Source organism: Pararhodobacter sp., from assembly GCF_034676075.1.
Taxonomy (GTDB): Bacteria; Pseudomonadota; Alphaproteobacteria; order Rhodobacterales; family Rhodobacteraceae; genus Pararhodobacter.
The window spans coordinates 1-15,084 of the sequence record NZ_JAUCCQ010000096.1 but is presented as its reverse complement, the minus strand read 5'-3'; the positions used below and the strand labels follow the sequence as shown (position 1 = coordinate 15,084).

16 protein-coding genes are annotated in these 15,084 nt (G+C 69.0%); 5 read left to right on the top strand and 11 right to left on the bottom strand.

Features of this window, described 5'->3' with window-relative positions:
• Positions 1-190 precede the first annotated feature (190 nt).
• From VDQ18_RS18110 to blaOXA, 3 genes are all read right to left on the bottom strand, one after another.
• Entirely contained in the window at positions 191-640 is a 450-nt protein-coding gene (locus tag VDQ18_RS18110; RefSeq protein ID WP_323022306.1) for a hypothetical protein, read from the bottom strand.
• Between the two features lie 48 nt (positions 641-688).
• Entirely contained in the window at positions 689-1,360 is a 672-nt protein-coding gene (locus VDQ18_RS18105) for an SDR family NAD(P)-dependent oxidoreductase (RefSeq protein WP_323022305.1), read from the bottom strand.
• Between the two features lie 74 nt (positions 1,361-1,434).
• Positions 1,435-2,289 carry a class D beta-lactamase gene (gene blaOXA / locus VDQ18_RS18100; protein ID WP_323022304.1) on the bottom strand — a complete coding sequence of 285 codons (855 nt, stop codon included), beginning with the start codon at positions 2,287-2,289 and terminating at the stop codon, positions 1,435-1,437.
• A gap of 46 nt (positions 2,290-2,335) precedes the next feature.
• On the opposite strand from blaOXA, the gene VDQ18_RS18095 reads away from it, so the two are divergent.
• Positions 2,336-3,517 carry a peptidase S41 gene (locus tag VDQ18_RS18095; protein ID WP_323022303.1) on the top strand — a complete coding sequence of 394 codons (1,182 nt, stop codon included), beginning with the start codon at positions 2,336-2,338 and terminating at the stop codon, positions 3,515-3,517.
• 46 nt (positions 3,518-3,563) lie between these two features.
• Here the strand turns inward: VDQ18_RS18095 and VDQ18_RS18090 are convergent, their stop codons facing one another.
• The 7 genes from VDQ18_RS18090 to VDQ18_RS18060 form a co-directional block, all read right to left on the bottom strand.
• The gene (locus tag VDQ18_RS18090) at positions 3,564-4,121 is read right to left on the bottom strand and encodes a sarcosine oxidase subunit gamma (RefSeq protein ID WP_323022302.1); all 558 of its coding nucleotides are present in this window, start codon (positions 4,119-4,121) and stop codon (positions 3,564-3,566) included.
• Positions 4,114-7,041 carry a sarcosine oxidase subunit alpha family protein gene (locus tag VDQ18_RS18085; protein WP_323022301.1) on the bottom strand — a complete coding sequence of 976 codons (2,928 nt, stop codon included), beginning with the start codon at positions 7,039-7,041 and terminating at the stop codon, positions 4,114-4,116. The genes VDQ18_RS18090 and VDQ18_RS18085 overlap by 8 nt, the downstream gene beginning before the upstream one ends.
• Positions 7,041-7,361, bottom strand: coding sequence for a sarcosine oxidase subunit delta (locus VDQ18_RS18080; protein ID WP_323022300.1), 321 nt, complete (start codon positions 7,359-7,361; stop codon positions 7,041-7,043). The genes VDQ18_RS18085 and VDQ18_RS18080 overlap by 1 nt, the downstream gene beginning before the upstream one ends.
• An 84-nt stretch (positions 7,362-7,445) precedes the next feature.
• A complete protein-coding gene (locus VDQ18_RS18075) occupies positions 7,446-7,793 on the bottom strand; it encodes a hypothetical protein (protein WP_323022299.1) in 348 nt (115 codons plus the stop codon).
• A gap of 76 nt (positions 7,794-7,869) precedes the next feature.
• Positions 7,870-8,379, bottom strand: coding sequence for a hypothetical protein (locus VDQ18_RS18070; protein ID WP_323022298.1), 510 nt, complete (start codon positions 8,377-8,379; stop codon positions 7,870-7,872).
• Positions 8,380-8,513: 134 nt separating this feature from the next.
• On the bottom strand, positions 8,514-8,807 hold the full coding sequence (locus VDQ18_RS18065) for a hypothetical protein (RefSeq protein ID WP_323022297.1): 294 nt from the start codon (positions 8,805-8,807) through the stop codon (positions 8,514-8,516).
• Positions 8,808-8,910: 103 nt separating this feature from the next.
• Positions 8,911-10,158, bottom strand: coding sequence for a sarcosine oxidase subunit beta family protein (locus tag VDQ18_RS18060; RefSeq protein ID WP_323022296.1), 1,248 nt, complete (start codon positions 10,156-10,158; stop codon positions 8,911-8,913).
• Positions 10,159-10,389: 231 nt separating this feature from the next.
• Between VDQ18_RS18060 and ccmI the strand changes: the two genes are divergently transcribed.
• The 3 genes from ccmI to VDQ18_RS18045 are packed head-to-tail and all read left to right on the top strand — an operon-like array spanning position 10,390 to position 12,413.
• On the top strand, positions 10,390-11,634 hold the full coding sequence (gene ccmI, locus VDQ18_RS18055; RefSeq protein ID WP_323022295.1) for a c-type cytochrome biogenesis protein CcmI: 1,245 nt from the start codon (positions 10,390-10,392) through the stop codon (positions 11,632-11,634).
• Positions 11,634-12,107: a Holliday junction resolvase RuvX gene (gene ruvX, locus VDQ18_RS18050; RefSeq protein WP_323022294.1), complete on the top strand. Its 474-nt coding sequence runs from the start codon at positions 11,634-11,636 to the stop codon at positions 12,105-12,107. The genes ccmI and ruvX overlap by 1 nt, the downstream gene beginning before the upstream one ends.
• Positions 12,108-12,167: 60 nt before the next feature.
• The gene (locus tag VDQ18_RS18045) at positions 12,168-12,413 is read left to right on the top strand and encodes a DUF1289 domain-containing protein (RefSeq protein ID WP_323022293.1); all 246 of its coding nucleotides are present in this window, start codon (positions 12,168-12,170) and stop codon (positions 12,411-12,413) included.
• A 296-nt stretch (positions 12,414-12,709) separates the two neighbouring features.
• Here VDQ18_RS18045 and VDQ18_RS18040 read toward each other — a convergent pair whose 3' ends face one another.
• Positions 12,710-13,243: an NADPH-dependent FMN reductase gene (locus VDQ18_RS18040; RefSeq protein WP_323022292.1), complete on the bottom strand. Its 534-nt coding sequence runs from the start codon at positions 13,241-13,243 to the stop codon at positions 12,710-12,712.
• A gap of 85 nt (positions 13,244-13,328) precedes the next feature.
• Between VDQ18_RS18040 and VDQ18_RS18035 the strand changes: the two genes are divergently transcribed.
• Positions 13,329-14,987 (top strand): thiamine pyrophosphate-binding protein, encoded by a 1,659-nt coding sequence (locus VDQ18_RS18035; RefSeq protein ID WP_323022291.1) that lies wholly within the window; start codon positions 13,329-13,331, stop codon positions 14,985-14,987.
• The last annotated feature ends 97 nt before the right edge of the window (positions 14,988-15,084 follow it).

Here is a 15,084-nt window from a genome sequence, read left to right as displayed (position 1 = left end):
GGGCTGGGCGGCCATTTGCTTGATATTTTCTTGCCTAAGTTTTTCTTAGCCTAATAAAGATAAGTCTTGCAAGCGGAAACTTGAGGAAATCGGCTCGGCCGTGAAAAAAACCTCCGCGCATGGAGAACCTCCGCGCATGAAAAAACCCGCGCCGGGGCGCGGGTTGGTGGGGGGCGTTGTGGCGGAAAGGCTAGGCTTTCGGGCGGCCCGTCCGGCTATGCGACCACAGCGCCAGCGCCATCAGGCCCGGCATGCCAAGCCCGAGGAACAGCCAAAGCACGGCGAGCCAGTTTTCGATGCGGGAATGTGTATGGGAGGCGTTGTGTAGGGATTCGCACGCCGCTTGGCCCAGCAGGAGAACATCCAAGGCAAAGGTGATGGCAAAGTAGGCCTGCCACAGCAGGATCGGCGCGAGGGGCAGGCTTCCGACCAGCAGGATGCGCTGGTTGGGGGACCAAGCGAGCGCGGAAACGAGGGGAAACAACAGCAGGGCCGACAACGCGCCGCCCACAAGCTGACTGGCATCGCCCATCGTGCAGGTGCCGCCGAACACCGCCAGATAGCTGCTCAAGCCTGAAAGCCAAGCTAGGGCCACGATTAGGCCGGTGAGGAATTCGTCAAAGGTGCTCGACTTCCGCATTTCCGCAGCCTCGCTCGTCAACGATGATCCATCTATGGTTGATCATCTCTACCACGGCACCGGCTGGCGGCTTCGGAAAAAGCCGCCGGTCGGCCCGTCATCGGGCAGAAGCGCCAGCCAGACCGGGGTATCGGCGCCTTCCTCGGGGCTGAGCGGGGCCTCGGGTCCGCCCATCGCCGTCGCCACCCAGCCCGGGCAGCAGGCGTTGATCTTGACACCCTCGGGCAGGTCGCGGGGCAGCGCCCGGGTCAGCGCGTTCAGCGCCGCCTTGGCCACGCCGTAAGCGCCCGGCCCTTCCAGCCCCTCGGCATGCGCGCCCCAGCCCGAGGACAGGTTGACGATCCGCCCCCAGCCGGTTTCCCGCCAATGCGGCGCGTTGAGACGGATCAGGTCCAGGGGCGCCTGCACCATCACCTCCATCGCCGTGTCGAACTCCGATTCCGGCGACAGCAGGGAATGATGGCCGAGGATCCCGGCGTTGTTGACCAGGATATCGAAGCCGCCCGCTTCGGTGACGGCCGCGAAATAGCTCTCGGGGTCTTGCAGGTCGATGCGGGCGAAGCGGGCGCCCAGCGCTGCGGCGGCACGCTGCCCCTCTTCGGGATCGCGGGCGCCGAGGGTGACGCGGCAGCCGCGGGCGATGAGCCCGGCGGCGATGGCATGGCCGATGCCGCGATTGGCGCCGGTGACGAGAGCGGTGGGGTGCAGAGGACGGGTCATCGGCGGAACCTAGGCGCGGCGGGGCGTGGGGGAAAGGGGGGCGGATGGTGCGTGCGAGCACGCACCCTACGCAGTCAGAGCCCGGCGCGCGCGGCAATCCCCGGCCAGTCGGCGAAAACCGCGTCCCGGCTGCGCAGCCCGGGCGAACCCGGGTGGCGTTCCTCGTCCTGCGCCAGCCGCACGACGATCACCCGCCGCCCGTCCCGTTCCGCCCAGCCCGCGTACCAGCCCCAGCCCCGCGCATAGTTGAAGCTGCGGTCGGTGCGGCGGGGATAGGCGCCACCGGTCTTGCCGTGAAAACGCCAGCCCGAGACCTCGTGCCCGGTGGCGAGGCTTTCGGCGAAGGCCATCGAGTCGCGCGACACCGGCAGGGTCCGGGTCAGCAGCCGGTGCAGGAACTCGGCCTGTTCCCGTCCGCTGATCGTCAGGGACGAGGCGATCCAGGACCGTTCCAGCCCGTTGTCGAACCCCGGATCGCCCGTGACATCGGCATTGCCATAGCCCAGCGCCCGCACCGCCTTGGCGAAGCGCTCCGCGCCCAGCGCCCGGGTCAGCCGCTGCGAATACCAGACCACCGAATCGCGCATCCAGAGCCGGGGCGTCACCGCCCCGCGCCAGCTGTCACCGCCCCAATCGGGATCGCCCGGCTGCCAGGTCATCACCGGGTGGTCCGCATCCAGCAAGAGGCCCGCGTCATGACCGATCACCGCCAGCGGCAGCTTGAAGGTCGAGGCCGGGGTGACACGGCGGTCGCAATCGCCCTCCTCCAGCAGCACCGCGCCGGTTTCGGCATCCGCGACCAGCAGGCAGATCAGCTCGGCCCGGGCGGGCAAGGGCAGGAGGAACAGCAGGCAGAGAGACAGGGCCAGGGCGGGGTTTGCCGGAGGGATGGTGTACCAGCGCCGCGCCCTATCGCTGCGGCGGGACACGGCCCCCGATCTGGACATCGACGCGCCACCCTGTGCATCGTGGCTCATGTCCCTGACGCAAGACCTCCAGAAAATTCGGGAAAGAATCCTGCCCACCGATCCCAGCTTCCGGCGGATCGACCCGGCGGTGATCGACAGCTGCCTTCGTGAGGCTCGACATTCCGCGCTGGAAGGCTCGCAAGACGCGTTCTTGTTGTCCGCGATGCGCCTGCTCGCGCTTCCCGGCAACGGCCACACACGGCTGATCCCGAACGACTCCCTCTCGGTCCTTCCGTTGAGGTTGGTGAGCATCGGGTCGACGGTGCAGCTAACGGCGACAGCGCTTTCAACACCCGCGCCCAGAGGGGAGCTGATCGCCGTCAACGGCACGCCCCCGGCCCGGATCGAAGCCGCCGCCGATAAGTACCTTGCGGGTACAAGCCAGAGGAAGCGGGTCATCGGCACAATTCTCCTCGTCTGGCCCCATGCATTGGCTCGCCTCGGGTTTTCGTCTGACCCGAACAGGACCGTGTATCGCGTGAAAGACGAGAACGGGCAAATAACCGATCTGGCATTGGAGTCCGGGCAGACGGTTCCGGCCTCGATGCTCTATCCCCGAAACGAGCATGGCAGGGCGGACCCGGCCTGGAAACCCGAGGGTTTTGTGGCGGTCGAGGATTGGCAGGGGCTCGGGCTGTCACTCACTTTGCCCAGTTTCTTCGACCCCAGCGGAAAGGCGCTGCCCGACGCCATCGCTGGCGCCGCGGCGCAGGTGCGGGTCAGCCCGAACCGGACCCTCCTGCTCGACCTTCGCGGCAACACCGGGGGCAATTTCGTGACAACGCTGCCCCTGATCGACGCCCTCTGTGAAAGCGCTCGTGGCCGGGTGGCTGTGCTGGTCGACAAGTTCACCTTTTCCGCGGCCATCGTCTTTGTCGCGATCCTCAGGCACCGTCTGGGCCGCGGGCTCATTCTGATCGGCGAGGAGATGGGCGACGGGCTGGTCTTCCATGCCGAGGGCGGGCTGCTCGATCTGCCCGCGAGCGGGGCGGTCGTCCGCTATTCGACCGCCTTTCACGATTGGGAAACGGGCACGCCTGACGAAACCACCCCGGCCGAGATCGCGCGGCATCTGGTTCCGGCGGGGAGGCTGGGTCTGGATCGGCAATGGGTTGCGGGGACCGCCATCGAGGGACCGCAAGGCGCGACCCATCGACAGCTTCTCCACGGCCTTTGCGCGCAGGCGTAGGGTGGGCGGTTCCGCGCCCGTCGGCGCGGGTTCGCCCACCTAACGGTCAGCGGTAGAGGCCGACCTCGCCGCCCGGTTGGGCGACTGTCGCCAGCCCCTCCCAGACATAGCCCGCCACCGAACGGAAGCAGACCAGCGACCACTCGGTCTCGGATACCCGCCACAGCGCCGCCGCCACCTGCGCCGCGCGCGAGCGGCGGACCGACCCCACCGGGAAATCCGCGAAATCGACCGGCATCAGCTTCGCCAGCACGTCGCGCGCCTGCGGGCCCGAAACGCGGATCAGCGCCCGGGCGTCCGACACCACGGCAACCGTGGCGAATTGCCCGGCCAGCGCGGCCTCCAGTGCCGACGCCACACCCGGCGCCTCGCCATAGGGCAGCACCACCAACAATTCGTCGGGCGACATCCACAGGACCTGCCCCCTGTCGCCCGTCGCCACCTGCCGCACGCCCGGCAGGCCGAGGCCCAGCACCGACTGCAGAGCCCCGCCCAGCAGGGACAGCTCGCCGCGCAGCGTGATCATGCCCACCGCCCCGGCATCCGCCAGTTCGACCAGACCCGAGGCGCGCGCCCCGGCCAATGCGCTCACCGCCTCAGACATTCTGCTTCTCCCCGGCCTTGTCGTAGAAGCACGGATCGACGACCCGCGCCGCCACCGTGCCGCCGCTTGCGTTCTGGAACTGGACGACCTCGCCCATCCGCTCGGGGCCTTTGTGCAGCAGGCCCATGGCGATGCCCTTGCCCAGGGTCGGCGAGAAATAGGTCGAGGTCACGCGGCCCTGCGTTTCCTGCTGGCCGTTGTCGTTCTTGCCAGGCAGGGGCGCCAAGGCGCCATCGGGCAGGACCGACCCATCCAGCGTCTCAAGGCCCACGAGTTGCCAGCGGTCGGGCGAGACCATCGCCTCGCGCTCCATCCCGCGTTTGCCGAGGAAGTCTTCCTTCTTCTTCGAGATCGCCCAGCTAAGGCCCAGATCCTGCGGGATCACCGTGCCGTCGGTCTCGTCGCCGATCATGATGAAGCCCTTCTCGGCCCGCATGACGTGCAGCGCTTCGGTGCCATAGGGCGCAACGCCGAATTCGGCGCCCGCGTCCATCAGCCGCTCCCACAGGGCCAGCCCCTGCCCCGCCGGGACCGCGACCTCGTAGCTGAGTTCCCCCGAGAACGAGATGCGGAAGATCCGCGCCGGGATATCGCCGAGATGGCCTTCCTTCCAGTCCATGAAGGGGAAGGCTGCAGCCGACAGGTCCATGTCCCCGCCCAGCTTCTCCAGCACCGCGCGGGCCTTGGGGCCGACCACGGCGATCTGGGCGAATTGCTCGGTCAGGTTGACGACATGGACCTTCCAGTCCCACCATTCGCATTGCAGCCAGTCTTCCATCCACGCATGGATGCGGTCCGCCCCGCCCGAGGTGGTGTGGCACAGCCAGGTATCCTCCGAGATCCGCGCAACCACGCCGTCATCCGACAGGAAGCCGTTCTCGTTGCACATCAGCCCGTAGCGGCATTTGCCGACCTTCAGGGTGCTCATGACGTTGGTGTAGAGCATGTCGAGGAAGCGGCCCGCGTCCGGCCCCTTCACCACCAGCTTGCCCAGCGTCGAGGCATCGAGGATGCCGACCGCCTTGCGGGTCTGGTTGATTTCCCGATGCACGGCCTGTGCATGGGTCTCGCCCGCCTGCGGATAGCAATAGGGCCGCCGCCAATAGCCGACGGGCTCCCAATGCGCGCCCCGGGCCGCGTGCCAGTCGTACATCGGCGTCTTGCGCAGCGGCTGGAAGATGCCGCCCCGCGCCTCGCCGGCGATGGCGCCCAGCGAGATCGGCGTATAGGGCGGGCGGAAAGTGGTGGTGCCGGTCTGCGGGATCGGCTGGCCCAGCGCATCGGACAGGATCGCCAGACCATTGATGTTGCTCAGTTTCCCCTGATCGGTGGCCATGCCCAGCGTCGTGTAGCGCTTGGTATGCTCGACCGAGGCATAGCCTTCCTGCGCGGCCAGCTGCACGTCCGAGACTTTGACGTCGTTCTGCGGATCGAGCCAGGCCTTGGCGCGCAGGTGATAGCCGGCCTGCGCGGGCATCAGCCAGACGGGCAGCATCGGCGCCTCGCCCTCGTTGCCCAGATCGCCGTTGGCGGCGCCGACGCAGGTGACGAAGCCCTTGCCATCCGCACCCAGCGGCGGGCGCTTGGGATCGGGGCGGAAGAAGGCCCCGGCCTCGTTCCACAGCAGCTTGCCGCCGCAATGCGACCACAGGTGCACGACCGGCGACCAGCCGCCCGACATGGCGAGCGCGTCGCAGGCCAGCGTCTCGATCACCGCACCGCCGTCCGAGTTGAAACGGCAGATGGCGACGCCGGTGACGGATTTACCGCCCTCGACATGGCGCACGGCGGCATCCTCGATCACGCGGATGCCGGCGGCACGGGCGCGCGCCGGCAGGTCGCCCGTCGCCTCACGCCGCGCGTCGATCACGGCGGGGACCTTGACGCCCACGGCGTTGAGCGCCAGCGCCGTGCGATAGGCATCGTCGTTGTTGGTGACGACAGCCACCGCCTTGCCCGGGCTGACGGCCCAGTTCACCACATAATCGCGCACCGCCGAGGCCAGCATGACGCCCGGCAGGTCGTTGCCCGCGAAGCTGAGCGGCCGCTCGATGGCGCCGGTGGCCGAGACGATCTGCCCGGCGCGGACGCGCCACAGGCGATGGCGGGGCTTTTCGGCGCCCGGCGTGTGGTCGGCGATCCGCTGATAGGCCAGGGCATAGCCGTGGTCATAGACGCCCGAAACCATGGTGCGGGCCAGCACGGTGACATTGGCCATGGCCGAGAGGGCCGCGACCTGCGCGGCAACCCAGGCCTCGGCCGCCTGCCCCTCGACCTCGATCCCGTCGACGACGGCGCGCCCGCCGAAATGGGCGTTCTGCTCGGTCAGGATGACCCGCTTGCCCGCCTCGGCCGCCTCGCGCGCGGCCTTGAGCCCGGCGATCCCCCCGCCGGCCACCAGCACGTCGCAGAAGGCATAGATCTGCTCATAGCGGTCGGCGTCATGCGTTTCGGCGTCAGGCGCGCGGCCCAGACCCGCCGAGCGGCGGATGATCGGCTCGTAGAGGTGCTTCCAGAACGGACGCGGGGCGATGAAGGTCTTGTAATAGAACCCGGCCGGGAAGAAGCGCCAGAGCTTGGCGTTGATCGCGCCCACGTCGAATTCGAGGCTGGGCCAGTGGTTCTGGCTGTTGGCCTTCAGACCCGGGAACAGCTCGGTCGTGGTGACGCGCTGGTTGGGTTCATAGCGCTGCCCCTCGCCCAGACCGACCAGCGCGTTCGGCTCCTCGGCGCCGGACGCCATGATGCCGCGCGGGCGGTGGTACTTGAAGGACCGGCCGACCAGCGTCTGCCCGGCGCCCAAGAGCGCCGCCGCCAGCGTGTCGCCCGCATAGCCGCGCATGGTCTTGCCGTTGAAGGTGAAATCCATCGGGCGGGCGCGGTCGATCAGGCGCCCCCCGGTGCCCAGACGATGGCTCATCAGAAACCCTCCCATTCCGGCCGGCGGGCCTTGATATGCGCCTGCAATTCGGCCGGCGGCTCGGTCGTCTGCGCCTTGTAGGTGCCGTAGACCTCCAGCGTCATCGTGTCCCGCGCCATCAGGAACCACTTGCCGCAGCCATAGGCATGGCGCCAGCGCTCGAAATGCACGCCGCGCGGGTTCTTGCGGGCGAACATATAGGCCTCGTATTCGGCATCCGTGGAGCCCGGGCCGAAGCGCTTCAGATGCGCCTCGCCGCCATTGGCGAATTCGGTTTCCTCGGCGGTGACCCCGCAGCAGGGGCAGCTCAGGAGCAGCATGAAACCTCCGTTGGCCATGCGAAAGGGCTGGCCACGGCAAAGCCGCGACCAGCCCGGTCGGTGTGATCAATCGCGTAAAGCGGGTTAGTTGGTGTCCGACGCAGCGCGTTCGGCAGCGCCTTCGACGGCCTGGGCAGCGCCGGTCGCGGCATCGCCCACGGCATCGGCGGCAGCGCCAGCCGCGTCGCCGACGCGCTCGGCCGAATTCTCGACAGCCGCCGGGGCGTCGATCGAGACGTTGACGTTGTCATCGGCCGGGCCGGGGTTGGCGATGACGAAATAGGCGATGATCGCCGCCAGGGCGACGATGGCACCGATGGCCAGAGCCACACCCGAGCCGCCCGAGCGCTGCGGCGGGACGGTCGTGTTGGTGGTGTAGTTGTTGGTGGTGTGGTTCGGCGGGGTGCGGGTGTTTTCAGTGGTATACGACATGGGATGTCTCCTGTGCGAAGTCCATTTGCACAGAAAACGCCGACCCTCCGGATCCGGTTCCGCCCGGTTTCACCGATCAGACCGCGCGGGCGGCCATCCGCCGACGCTCCACCGGCGACCAGAGCGCGCCCAGCACCGGCGAAAGCGCCATCACCGCCGTCTCGGCCATCCAGACCATCCGCACGGTATCCGGCCCATGCGTCGAAACCGAGCCCGAGGCGCCGCGAAGGCTGATCGTGGTGGTCCGGGCGAGCCCCGTGACCAGTTCCACGACGCCCTGCGCGCCCTGTTTCTCCAGCCCCGAAAGCAACTCGGCCGGGTATTCCAGCCCCAGCCAGACGCCCCACATCGCCGCCACGCCCAGCGCGGCACTGACCAGCGCCACGCCGAGATTGGTGAAGAGCCCGCGTTGCAGCCCGGCATGCGTGAGGAACCCCGCCATCGCGGCGAGGGTCAGGATGATGGCATTGAGCTTGATCAGCGGCACCAGCGCCGAGGTCGCGCCATAGAGCGCCCCCAGACCCAGCACGGTCAGCAGCGCGATGAAGGCGGCGGTCGGACGGATGGCGGGACGGCGCGTGGCCATGGGGAAACTCCGGGGCAAGGGTCTTGTGCGCGATGGGTCGCGCCTGCCCCTGCCCCGGTTCAAACATCGGTGAAGGAACGGCACCGGGGCGCAGGGTGGCCCCGGTGCCGCGGGTCATGAGACCGCTTGCCGCATCACTCGGCAGGGGCCGGAGCGACAGGGGCGCCAGCGGCCGGATCGGTGGGCACCAGAGTGGGCGCCGGGGCCGGAGCCGGGGCGACCTCGCCTGCGGCATTGGGCGCCGCGGGGTCGAGCAGGGGCTCTTCGCTGGTTCCGCTGAAGAGCATGAGACCGATGAGCAGCGCGACGACAACAGCGCCGATGGCGATGCCGACGCCGCCCGAACGGCCGGCCGGGCGCCGGTATTCCAGATCCCCGCGCGGTTCGACCCGGGCATAGGGGTTATGCGGTTCGTTGGGATAGGCCATGTTTTCTCCTCCTGTGCGATGGCACTTGCGGAAAAAACAACCGGGAGGCGACCCGGGTTCCCGGGGCGCAGGGCCCGTTGGCAGGAACCGGCCGATACGCTCATCAGTGCGCCACCCCGGCGGCCACGCTTTCGTCGATGAAGCGGCCCTCGCGGAAGCGGAACATGGAGAAGTCGCGCGCCAGCGGCCCCGGCTCGCCCTTGGCGATCAGTTCGGCCATGGCCCAGCCCGAACCCGGGATCGCCTTGAAGCCGCCCGTCCCCCAGCCGCAGTTGATGAAGGTATTGCCCAGGGGCGTCTTCGAGATGATGGGCGAGCGGTCGCCGGTCATGTCGACGATCCCGCCCCATTGGCGCAGCATCTTCAGCCGCGACAGCATCGGGAAGGTCTCGATCAGCGCGCGGACGGTTTCCTCGATATGCTGCCAGGACCCCCGCTGGGTGTAGTTGTTGAAATGGTCGGCGCCGCCGCCGATCACCATCTCGCCCTTGTCGGACTGGCTCATGTAGCCGTGCACGGTGTTGGCCATTACCACGACATCCATGCAGGGCTTGATGGGCTCGGACACCATGGCCTGCAGCGCCACCGATTCGATGGGCAGGCGGAAGCCCGCCATCGCCGCCAGATGCCCGGAATGGCCCGCCACGACGATGCCCAGCTTCTTGCAGCCGATGGTGCCCTTGGTGGTGTTGACCGCCGTCACCTCGCCGCCCGCGCTTTCGACGCCGGTGACCTCGCAATTCTGGATGACATGCATGCCCATCGCCGAACAGGCGCGGGCATAGCCCCAGGCCACCGCATCGTGGCGCGCGGTGCCGCCGCGCGGCTGCCAGAGGGCGCCGAGGACCGGATAGCGCGGCCCGTCGATGTTCATGATCGGCACGAGGCGCTTGACCTCGGCCGGGCCGATGAAACGGGTATCCACGCCCTGCAGCTTGTTGGCCATCTCGGTGCGCTTGTAGCCGCGGATCTCATGCTCGGTCTGGGCCAGCATCATCACGCCGCGCGGGCTGAACATGACGTTGTAGTTCAGGTCCTGGCTCAGCCCCTCATACAGGCTGCGCGCCTTCTCATAGATCGCGGCCGAGGGGTCCTGCAGATAGTTCGAGCGGATGATCGTGGTGTTGCGGCCGGTGTTGCCGCCGCCCAGCCAGCCCTTCTCGATGATCGCGACATTGCGGATGCCGAAATTCTTGCCGAGGTAATAGGCCGTCGCCAGGCCGTGGCCGCCAGCACCGACGATCACCACGTCATATTGCGAGGCCGGCTCGGGCGAGGCCCAGGCCCGCGTCCAGCCCGTGTGCTGGCGCAGGGCTTCACGGGCAATGGCGAAGGCCGAATAGCGGGTCATGGGCGTACTCCCTTTCAGCGCCGGGTTTTGCCCCGGTGATGGATTGCGCAGGGGGATAAGCCTTGGCTGCAAGCGGCACAATGAGGCCAAAACCGACATAGGCCGAAAGCTGCGTCCCCACGCCGCAGCCTGAGGCCCGGTTTGGCCCCTATGTCGCGGGCAGTTGACGGCGGTTTGGCTTTTTTCCCGGGCGTCTTCCGGCTATGGGAGAGGCTGCGAACAGGAGGTGGCATGGCGATCTGGTGGTTCCTGGGCCCGGCGGTGGCCCTGACGGCGGTGATCGTCGTGCTGGCGGTGCTGGGATTGCGGCGCGGCGCGCGGGTCGAGGCCGCCGAGCCCGGCCAGCGGCGCGAGATGCGCATCTACCGCGACCAGCTCAAGGAAATCGAGCGCGACCAGGCCCGCGGCCTGATCGCCGCCGAGGAAGCCGAGCGCCTGCGCACCGAAACCGCGCGGCGGCTGCTGGATGCCGACAAGCGCGGCGCCACGGCGCTGGGCGAATCGCCCGCCTCGATGCGGACGCTGGCTCTGGTGCTGGTGGCGCTGGCGCCGATCCTGGCCATCGCCCTCTACTGGCGCGAGGGCGCGCCGGGCTACGAGGACATGCCGCTGATCGACCGCTACGCCGAGGCCCAGGCGCTGCGCGACAACCGTCCCGGCCAGGCGGCGATGGAGGCCGCTTGGCAAGCCGACGCGCAGCGCCCCCCGGCGCCCGAGATCGACCCGCAATACGCGACGCTCATGGCGCAATTGCGCGAGGCGCTGACGACGCGCCCCGACGATCCGCGCGGCCTCAGGCTGCTGGCGGTGAACGAGGGCAATATCGGCAATTACAGCGCCTCCGCCGCGGCCTGGATCCACCTGATCGAGCTGCAGGGCGAGGCGGCCCCCGTCGAGGATCTGGTCGCGCTGGCCGAGACGATGGCGCTGGCCACCGGCGGGCTGATCTCGCCCGAGGCCGAAGCGGTGCTGGAACGCATCCTGCAAAGGGATCCCCAGAACGGCACCGCGCGCTATTACCTCGGGTTGATGTTCGCCCAGACCGGGCGGCCGGACCTGACCTTCCGGCTCTGGCGCGGCCTGCTGGAAGACAGCGAACCCGATGATCCCTGGGTGCCCGCGATCCGCGGCTCGCTGGAGGATCTCGCGGCGGCAGCGGGCGTGCGCTACACCCTGCCGCCAATGACGGCGGGCGGGCGCGGCCCCTCGGCGGCGGATGTCGAGGCCGCCGCCAGGATGAGCGACGAGGACCGCCAGCAGATGATCGGCGGCATGGTCGAGGGGCTGGCCTCCAGGCTCTCGAACCAGGGCGGCCCAGCCGAGGATTGGGCCCGGCTGATCAACGCGCTGGGGGTGCTGGGCCAGACCGAGCGTGCCCGGGCGATCTGGTCCGAGGCAAGGCTGGTCTTCGCCGACCAGCCCGCGGCACTGGCCGTCATCGACACCGCCGCCCGCCAGGCCGGGTTCACCGAATAATGGCCGTCTTCACCGAAACCGACGCTTTCCTCGCCGCCTTGGCGCCCTCGGGCGCGCTGGCCGGGCTGGACCTGGGCGAAAAGACCGTCGGCGTCGCCGTCTCGGACCTGCGCCGCCTGGTCGCGACACCGCTCGAGACGGTGAAACGCAAGAAATTCACCCTGGATGCGGCGCGCCTTCTGGAGATCGCCAAGGCCCGCGGACTTGCCGGGTTCGTGCTGGGCCTGCCCCTCAACATGGACGGGTCGGAAGGGCCGCGCTGTCAGTCGACCCGCGCCTTCGCCCGCAACCTCTCGGCCCTGACCGAGCTGCCGATCGGCTTCTGGGACGAACGGCTGTCGACGGTGGCCGCCGAACGCGCCCTCCTCGATTTCGACACCTCGCGGGCGAAACGGGCCGAGGTGATCGACCATGTGGCCGCCGGGTTCATCCTGCAGGGCTTCCTGGACAGATTGGCCGTCATGCGTCGCTGACAGGCTGGAAACGCCCCGGCAGAGGCCTATCTTGGCCCGGACGACCCCGAAGGTTCACCCATGAACGACCTCTCGCTCGATACGCTCTGGATGCGCAAGGAACTGGACAGCCCCTGCGTCAAGATCTGCGTGATCCACCCGAAGGCAGGGATCTGCGCCGGCTGCTTCCGCACGCTGGACGAGATCGCCGGCTGGTCGGCGATGAGCCCCGAGAACCGCGCCGAGATCCTGGCCCAGCTGCCCGACCGCTCGACCCTACTGAAAAAGCGCCGCGGCGGCCGCGAGGGGCGGTTGAACCAGGAATAAGGGGGGTTTCGCCCTCGTTCCCCGCTGGCGCGGGCGCCTCGGGCGACCGGAGGCGGGGGGCTGCCGCCCCCCGCACCCCCTGCTTCAAGGAGGGTTTTCCACCCTCCTTGAAAATCCTCCCGAGGATATTTCTGGCGCAAAGATGACACGGGGTGGGGCGCTCTTAATCTCGATCTTCGTTCTGCAAATATCCTCGGGGGTCCGGGGGCAGACGGCCCCCGGGGTCGCAACAGGCGCCGCCCTCTCCGCGGCGGGAGGCGCGCGGGGTGGGCGGGCGGGAGCGCGCCTCCCGCCGCTCAGCGGCAGGCGTCCCTCAGGCGTCCCATCAGCTCTGCCAGCTGCGCCCGGTAGCGCTCGGACGTCAGCCGCCCCTCGGCGTCGAATTCCGTCTCGGCCCGGGCCACCAGCACCTCGGGCCAGGCCAGCGGCTCCACCCGATGCGGCACCAGCATCCAGCGCAGGATCATCTGCGACCTTTCGCCCCCGGCCCGCCCGTCCGCCGCGGTGACGATCGCCACCGGCTTGCCCCTGAGCGGGTTGGGCTTCAGCCGGCTCAGCCAGTCGAGCGCGTTCTTCACCGCCCCGGGCGGCGCCTTGTTGTATTCGGGGCAGGCGAAAAGCACCGCCTGCGCCCCGGCCACCGCCGCGCCCAGTGCCGCCACCTCGGCCGGGATCCCCTGCGCTTCCAGATCCTCGTCAAACAGCGGCAGCCTGAGGCTCGCCTCGGCGAAATCGCCGTCAAAGGCCCGCGCCGCCTCCAGCATCAGTTTGCGGTTCAGGCTCTCCGCCCTCAGGGACCCACACAACCCCAGCAATCTCGGCCCGCTCATCGCCTCTCCGCTCCTCGATCCCGGCCAATCTTGCATGCCGCCGCCATTTGCGCCACCGTCCCGCCGCGCAGCGGAAGGACATGACATGCGGCACGGCGGACAGATTCTGGTCGATCACCTCAAGGCCGAGGGCGTGCGGCGCGTCTTCTCGGTCCCCGGCGAGAGTTTCCTCGCCGCCCTGGACGGTCTCTATGACAGCGGCATCCAGAACGTCGTCTGCCGCCACGAGGGCGGCGCCTCGATGATGGCCGAAGCCCATGCCAAGCTCACGGGCGAAGTCGGCATCGCCTTCGTCACCCGCGGCCCCGGGGCCACCAATGCCTCGTCCGGGATCCATGTCGCGCAGCAGGATTCGACGCCGATGATCCTGTTCGTCGGCCAGATCGACACCGCGCACCGCGACCGCGAGGCGTTTCAGGAGGTCGATTACCGCCGGGTCTTCGGCGGGCTGGCCAAATGGGCGACGGAAGTGGACGACATCCGCCGTCTGCCCGAATATCTGAGCCGCGCCTTCCATCTGGCGCAATCGGGCCGCCCCGGCCCGGTGGTGCTGGCGCTGCCCGAGGACATGCTCTCGGCGCTGTCCGACGTGCCGGACCTTCCGCCGCGCAAGGCGCCCCTCGCCGCCCCGCCGCAGACCGGGGCCGTCTGGCAGGCACTGCAAGGCGCCGAAAAGCCGCTCCTCGTCGTGGGCGGCCCACATTGGTCGGCGCAGGCCGCGCGCGATCTCGCCGCGCTGGCCGAGGCCAGCGGCCTCCCCGTCGCCGTCACCTTCCGCCGCCAGGACCGGATCGACAACCGCCACCCGAACTATGCAGGCGACCTCGGCGTCGGCATGAACCCGAAACTGGGCGCGCGGCTGAAAGAAGCCGATCTCCTGCTGATCGTCGGCACCCGGCTCGGCGATACGGCGACCAATGGCTTCGCGCTGATGGACCCGGCAGCGCCCGGCAAGACGATCCTGCACATTCATACCGACCCCGACGAACTGGGCCATATCTGGCGCCCGGACCTCGCCCTCACCGCCCGCGCGCCCGAGATGATCGCGGCCCTGAAGGCCAGCGTGCCGCAGGACCTGCCCGATTGGTCCGCCTGGACCGCGGCCGCCCGCGCCGATTACGAGGCCTTCACCACGCCCCGCGAAACCCCCGGCGCCGTCAAGCTGGAGCAGGTGATGCGCTGGCTGTCGGACCATGTGCCGGAGGATGCCATCGCCACCAATGGCGCGGGCAATTACGCCGCCTGGATGCACCGCTATTTCCGCCCCCGCGCCTGGCCGGGCCAGCTCGCCCCCACCTCGGGCAGCATGGGCTACGGCTTTCCCGCCGCCATCGCCGCGAGCCTGGAACACCCGGAAAAGACCGTGCTCTGCTTCGCCGGCGACGGCTGCTTCCAGATGACGCTGAACGAGCTGTCCACCGCCCGCCAGCACGGCGCGACGCCGATCGTCATCCTTGCCAACAACGGCCGCTACGGCACGATCCGGGCGCATCAGGAGCGCACCTATCCGGCGCGGGTCTCGGGGACCGAGCTCTTCAACCCCGATTACGCCGCGCTGGTCCGGGCCTATGGCGGCCATGGCGAGACCGTCCACCGGACAGAGGACTTTGCCGAGGCCTTCGCCCGCGCCCGCGCCTCTGGCACGGTGTCGGTGATCGAGCTGATCCTCGACCCCGAGGCGCTGGCCCCCGGCCAGGAACTCACCGCCGCCCGCGCCCAGGGCGAACGCGCCCGACAGGCCTGACCCGCCCCCTCTTTGTTCCTTAAATATCCACGGGGATTTTCAAGGGGGTGCGGGGGGCGGGCTCCCGGCCGCGCCACGGGCGCGGCGTTCGCGGCTG

Excerpts from the sequence above, each read along its gene's own strand:
- VDQ18_RS18110 (WP_323022306.1), bottom strand. The coding sequence starts at position 640 with ATGCGGAAGTCGAGCACCTTTGACGAATTCCTCACCGGCCTAATCGTG.
- VDQ18_RS18105 (WP_323022305.1), bottom strand. The coding sequence starts at position 1,360 with ATGACCCGTCCTCTGCACCCCACCGCTCTCGTCACCGGCGCCAATCGC.
- VDQ18_RS18095 (WP_323022303.1), top strand. The coding sequence starts at position 2,336 with ATGTCCCTGACGCAAGACCTCCAGAAAATTCGGGAAAGAATCCTGCCC.
- VDQ18_RS18090 (WP_323022302.1), bottom strand. The coding sequence starts at position 4,121 with ATGTCTGAGGCGGTGAGCGCATTGGCCGGGGCGCGCGCCTCGGGTCTG.
- VDQ18_RS18085 (WP_323022301.1), bottom strand. The coding sequence starts at position 7,041 with ATGAGCCATCGTCTGGGCACCGGGGGGCGCCTGATCGACCGCGCCCGC.
- VDQ18_RS18080 (WP_323022300.1), bottom strand. The coding sequence starts at position 7,361 with ATGCTGCTCCTGAGCTGCCCCTGCTGCGGGGTCACCGCCGAGGAAACC.
- VDQ18_RS18075 (WP_323022299.1), bottom strand. The coding sequence starts at position 7,793 with ATGTCGTATACCACTGAAAACACCCGCACCCCGCCGAACCACACCACC.
- VDQ18_RS18070 (WP_323022298.1), bottom strand. The coding sequence starts at position 8,379 with ATGGCCACGCGCCGTCCCGCCATCCGTCCGACCGCCGCCTTCATCGCG.
- VDQ18_RS18065 (WP_323022297.1), bottom strand. The coding sequence starts at position 8,807 with ATGGCCTATCCCAACGAACCGCATAACCCCTATGCCCGGGTCGAACCG.
- VDQ18_RS18060 (WP_323022296.1), bottom strand. The coding sequence starts at position 10,158 with ATGACCCGCTATTCGGCCTTCGCCATTGCCCGTGAAGCCCTGCGCCAG.
- ccmI (WP_323022295.1), top strand. The coding sequence starts at position 10,390 with ATGGCGATCTGGTGGTTCCTGGGCCCGGCGGTGGCCCTGACGGCGGTG.
- ruvX (WP_323022294.1), top strand. The coding sequence starts at position 11,634 with ATGGCCGTCTTCACCGAAACCGACGCTTTCCTCGCCGCCTTGGCGCCC.
- VDQ18_RS18045 (WP_323022293.1), top strand. The coding sequence starts at position 12,168 with ATGAACGACCTCTCGCTCGATACGCTCTGGATGCGCAAGGAACTGGAC.
- VDQ18_RS18040 (WP_323022292.1), bottom strand. The coding sequence starts at position 13,243 with ATGAGCGGGCCGAGATTGCTGGGGTTGTGTGGGTCCCTGAGGGCGGAG.
- VDQ18_RS18035 (WP_323022291.1), top strand. The coding sequence starts at position 13,329 with ATGCGGCACGGCGGACAGATTCTGGTCGATCACCTCAAGGCCGAGGGC.